The sequence below is a fragment of the Pedobacter sp. 05L430 genome, assembly GCF_056397585.1.
Genome location: NZ_JBFTNT010000473.1, coordinates 1 through 1,889 on the forward strand (window position 1 = coordinate 1; position 1,889 = coordinate 1,889).

The 1,889-nt window shown below is 35.7% G+C and carries 4 protein-coding genes; 1 reads left to right on the plus strand and 3 read right to left on the minus strand.

Going from position 1 to position 1,889, the window contains the following annotated elements; genetic code table 11:
- On the plus strand, positions 1-171 hold a 171-nt coding region (locus AC1DG9_RS26510; protein WP_477635626.1), incomplete at its 5' end, for a cold-shock protein.
- Positions 172-275: 104 nt separating this feature from the next.
- Here the strand turns inward: AC1DG9_RS26510 and AC1DG9_RS26515 are convergent.
- From AC1DG9_RS26515 to AC1DG9_RS26525, 3 genes are read right to left on the minus strand one after another with little or no spacing between them, the layout of a single operon-like run.
- The gene (locus AC1DG9_RS26515) at positions 276-641 is read right to left on the minus strand and encodes a DUF2784 domain-containing protein (protein WP_172662483.1); all 366 of its coding nucleotides are present in this window, start codon (positions 639-641) and stop codon (positions 276-278) included.
- Positions 642-671: 30 nt separating this feature from the next.
- Positions 672-1,232, minus strand: coding sequence for a hypothetical protein (locus AC1DG9_RS26520; protein WP_337717808.1), 561 nt, complete (start codon positions 1,230-1,232; stop codon positions 672-674).
- A gap of 2 nt (positions 1,233-1,234) precedes the next feature.
- Positions 1,235-1,711, minus strand: a complete 477-nt coding sequence (locus AC1DG9_RS26525) for an RNA polymerase sigma factor (protein ID WP_288883856.1) — start codon at positions 1,709-1,711, stop codon at positions 1,235-1,237.
- Positions 1,712-1,889: the final 178 nt, after the last annotated feature.

A 1,889-nucleotide genomic window follows, 5' to 3' on the forward strand; every position in this document is an offset into this window, starting at 1 on the left:
TTTTTCAATGAGACAAAAGGTTTTGGATTTATCGTGCCAGCTAATGGCGATAGCGAAATCTTTGTACACTCTTCAGGCTTAATCGATAGCATTCGTGAGAATGATTCAGTAAGCTATGACGTTGAGCAAGGTAAAAAAGGCTTAAACGCAATTAATGTTAAGATCAGTTAATCAACTCATTTTATAAATTAAAGAAAAGCATCCCTTAAAAGGATGCTTTTTTTGTTTCCAATCATTTTGTTCTGAGTCATTAATGAACCTGTTCAAATAAGCCTTTATCGTTTCTTTTTAATAAAATTTAAATAAACGGATAATAATACTGCTGCGATAAAGCATGAAGCTGTGGCAATATCAACAAATGTGGAAGATACATCCCCCCCGGTCACTTTATCGACAAAATACTTTATGAAAGAGTTTGGTAAATTGGTTTCGCCCAGCTTTTCCTTTAGTTGCCACTGCCAATCAGTTATTGGGCAATAACCGAGTCCAAACCAAATACCTAATATCAGCCATGAGCCGGCTGTTAATAGTACAAAAACAAAATGAAGTGCTCTTGTCTTTCTCCAAATCCACCCTACCAGGTTAAATCCAATAATGATTAAGTGTAATGCTGTAAAAAACCAATCCAGAAACAAGTACATACGATATAGTTAAGTCTAAACAAATGTGTCCTACTGAGTCTCTTTTTCCACACTAAATTCCATAATTGTATTGTTGAGCACTTTGAGTCGCTTTGTCCATAAAAGGAATAACCAGCGCAATTGCACCAGGGATACAGCAATAACTCCAGCCAACAAAACGTATTTGCCTGTTGTAAAGTTTATATTATAAGTAAAAAAGACTAGAAAACCTGTGATTAGGAAAGCCCTGGAAGAGATTGATACCGTTGCATAAACCTTAATTTTTGACAGGTATCTTTCTAATGATGACTTGATTGTGCCTCCATTAATAAGGTTTTTTGAAAAATTGTAGCCCAAAACATTATGAATAAGTGCAAAAAGCATAGATACAACGAGTAATATATTGATTGCAATGGGCTTTTGATCGCCGTCAAACATGGTATAATAGCAAAGCAAAAATACCGACCATCCGATTATCTCTATTGTAAATTGCTTTCTGATGCCCTTAAGCACCGGGTGTTTGCTTTCGATAAGCATTGAGCTCAGTTCTTTATTCGTTTTAACTGGCGTTTGTACAGCATTCCATGCTAATTTAAGTGGATCAGTTTCCATAATTATCTGATTAAAAGTTTTTGGATTTTGAGTTTTATTCGATTGAGCTTAACCCCTACGTTGTTTTCATTTATGCCAATTATTTCAGCAATTTGCCTATAACTAAGGTCGTCAAGGTAAAGGGCAACAATAGCCCTTTCACTTTCGTTAAGTTGTTTTAACGTTGCAAACAAGCTTTCTTGCCGAATGGCATATTCTTCATCTACCTCGTCATCAGGCAAATCCGGCAACACTTGATGATATTCAACATCAAGTCTTTTTTTCCGAAACGAAGCAATTGCGGTATTGAGCGCAATACGGTACATCCATGTACTTACCTTTGCTTCCCTTTTAAATGAAGGAAAGGACTTCCATAGTTGATAGGTGATTTCCTGAAAAAGATCTTCCCGATCTTCCTTACTATCACGATATAATCTGCAAATCTTATGGATGATACCCTGATGTTCCTGAATCAGTACTAAAAAGGGCTGCTCATCCATAGATTAATAATTAAATACATATTTCTTCAATTTCTCAATAGGTTGCAGAAACCGAAGAAAACTTACATTATCCGTAGAATCAATACATCTTATACTCAAAAGTATATCTAAAGGTTCCTGCACTTTCGCCAGATTCAAATGTAGCCTCCGTTAACAAAGTTACAGGAAAGTCATCATC

Excerpts from the sequence above, each read along its gene's own strand:
- AC1DG9_RS26515 (WP_172662483.1), bottom strand. The coding sequence starts at position 641 with ATGTACTTGTTTCTGGATTGGTTTTTTACAGCATTACACTTAATCATT.
- AC1DG9_RS26520 (WP_337717808.1), bottom strand. The coding sequence starts at position 1,232 with ATGGAAACTGATCCACTTAAATTAGCATGGAATGCTGTACAAACGCCA.
- AC1DG9_RS26525 (WP_288883856.1), bottom strand. The coding sequence starts at position 1,711 with ATGGATGAGCAGCCCTTTTTAGTACTGATTCAGGAACATCAGGGTATC.